The 2,461-nt window shown below is 69.9% G+C and carries 2 protein-coding genes and 1 pseudogene; 1 reads left to right on the forward strand and 2 read right to left on the reverse strand.

The features are described from left to right. Positions 1 to 329: 329 nt before the first annotated feature. Both tyrS and BKN37_RS26825 read right to left on the reverse strand, forming a co-directional pair. Complete coding sequence (gene tyrS / locus BKN37_RS26820; protein WP_071030304.1) at positions 330 to 1,598, reverse strand: tyrosine--tRNA ligase; 1,269 nt, start codon at positions 1,596 to 1,598, stop codon at positions 330 to 332. Positions 1,599 to 1,629: 31 nt separating this feature from the next. Further along, positions 1,630 to 2,241 (reverse strand): DNA-3-methyladenine glycosylase, encoded by a 612-nt coding sequence (locus BKN37_RS26825; RefSeq protein ID WP_095407229.1) that lies wholly within the window; start codon positions 2,239 to 2,241, stop codon positions 1,630 to 1,632. Positions 2,242 to 2,307: 66 nt separating this feature from the next. On the opposite strand from BKN37_RS26825, the pseudogene BKN37_RS26830 reads away from it, so the two are divergent. Continuing rightward, positions 2,308 to 2,461 (forward strand): annotated as a pseudogene (locus tag BKN37_RS26830) (ABC transporter ATP-binding protein); the annotation flags it as partial.

A 2,461-nucleotide genomic window follows, 5' to 3' on the forward strand; every position in this document is an offset into this window, starting at 1 on the left:
ATCAGACAACAAACATCTGACACAAAAAACACCACACCCCCAACACGGGGTGGCCAAGGGCATGGCAAAAAACAACAACAAACAAAAACCACCAAACACACTATTGAGTTCTCAAACAACACACCCGTTCCGACCGCGCAGACGACCCGCGGCGATTAGCCGCGCATCGGCAGTGCGGACAGTGAGGAACCCCACCGAAGTGGTGTCTCCTCTGGGACGCCGTCGCGCTCTGCGGGCTAACCGCGTCGCAACGACGATGCATAAGTTACGCGAGTGGAAACACCGAGTCAAATTGGCTGCTAGAAGGCATTATTCGACCTCCTTCAAGATCAACCGGTGCGCTCGACGCCGGCCACGTTGCGCTTGCCGCGGCGCAGCACCAGCCACCGGTCGTGCAGGAAGTCGGAGCGCTGCGGCACCCACTCGTCGCTGTCGATCCGGACGTTGTTGACCGACACCCCGCCCTCGCCGATCGTGCGTCGCGCCGCGCCCTTGCTCGCCGAGAGTCCGGTGGCGACCAGCAAATCCACGATGCCGTCCGGACCGCCGGGCGCCAGCTGGGCCACCGAGGTCTCCCGCAGCGCGGCCGCCAGCGTGGCCTCGTCGAGCCGGGACAGCTCCCCCCGGCCGAACAACGCCTGGCTGGCGTGCTCGACCGCCGCGGTGGCCGCCTCGCCATGCACCAGCGTGGTGAACTCGCGGGCCAGCCGCCGCTGGGCGGCGCGCTCCTGGGGCCGGTCCGCGGTCGCCGCCGCCAACTCCGCGAGTTCGTCGGCGGACAGGAAGGTGAACCAGCGCAGGTAGCGGATGACGTCGGCGTCGGCGGTGTTGACGAAGTACTGGTACCAGGCGTACGGGCTGGTCAGCTCGGGATCCAGCCACAGGCTGCCGCCGCCGGTGGACTTGCCGAACTTGGTGCCGTCGGCGGCGGTCACCAGCGGCACGGTCAGCGCGTGCACGGTCGCGCCCAGCCGCTGGCGCACCAGGCGCACCCCGGCGATGATGTTGCCCCACTGGTCGGATCCGCCGATCTGCAGTGCGCACCCGTGCCGCCGGTGCAGTTCGACGTAGTCGTTGGCCTGCAGCAGCATGTAGCTGAATTCGGTGTAGGAGATGCCTTCGCCGTCCAGGCGCCGTCGGATGGTGTCGCGATCCAGCATCACGTTGACCGAGAAGTGCTTGCCGACGTCGCGGAGGAACTCCACCGCGGACAGCTCGCGGGTCCACGTGAGATTGTTCTCAATGATCGCACCGGTCGGGGTGTCGTCGAAGTCGACGAAGCGTTCCAATTGTCCGCGGATTCGCTCGGTCCACTCGGCGACGGTGTCGGCGGTGTTGAGGGTGCGCTCACCGGCCTCGCGGGGGTCGCCGATCATGCCGGTCGCCCCGCCGGCCAACACGATGGGGCGGTGCCCGGCGCGTTGGAAACGGCGCAGCGCCAGCAGCGGCACCAGGTTGCCGGCGTGCAGGCTGGGCGCGGTCGGGTCGAACCCGGCATACAGGGTGAGGGGTCCCTGCGCGGTCGCGGCGGCCAGCGCGTCGAGGTCGGTGGACTGCGCGATCAGCCCACGCCAGTCCAACTCGTCGAGGATCGTCATGGTCTAGATCTTCCCGGATCGTGGCCGCCGGTCAGTCACTGGCGCCCGGGGCCGGCGCCCGGGGGCTGCGCCGGTACGCCGAGACCTCCGGCAACCCGGCCAGCCACAGCCGCCACGGCCGGTCCGCGGCCTGGCTGATGCCGACCCGCGGACCGCTGACCGCGGCGACGGTGTCGCCGAGTTCCAGCCGCACCGGGCTGTCGGGATCGAACAGGTCAACCCCGTTGTCGGCCATGGTGATGCCCAGCGCCGAGCACAGGTTGCCCGGTCCGCGCGCCAACCCGGCGGGCCGCACCGCCGCGCCGCGGCGGGACACGGCGGTCTCCACGCCGTCCTCGATGACCGCGGCGCGCAGCAGGACGGCGGCCGCGGTCCCGTCCGGGCCGCAGGCGACATTCGCGCAGACGTGGATGCCGTGGCTGCGGTAGGTGTACAGGCGACCCGGCGGACCGAACATCACCGCATTACGGCCGTTGGGGCCGCGGTAGGAATGCGCGGCCGCATCCGGCCAGGGCCCGTCGGGCACGCCGCCGTAGGCCTCGACCTCGACGATCGTGGCGGAGACGCCGCGCCCGCGCAGGGTGGCGCCCAGCACCCGGCGCGCGGCCGCGACCGGGTCGACCGCCAGCTGCTCCGCACTCACCGCACAGATTCTGCCGGGGCGTCGCCCGCCCTTGACAACCCGGCACCGGGGGCGCATATTCATCACATGATGAGTTCATCGAGTGATGAATTACTGCGGCGGGGGGTCGCCGAACCCGCGGTCGCCATCGAGCACCTGCGGGTGCTCCGCGGTAAACGCCCCGCGCTGCACGACTTCTCGGTGCAGGTGGCCCGCGGCACCATCACCGGTCTGCTCGGCC

This window comes from Mycobacterium talmoniae (genome assembly GCF_001854525.1).
Lineage (GTDB): Bacteria > Actinomycetota > Actinomycetes > Mycobacteriales > Mycobacteriaceae > Mycobacterium > Mycobacterium talmoniae.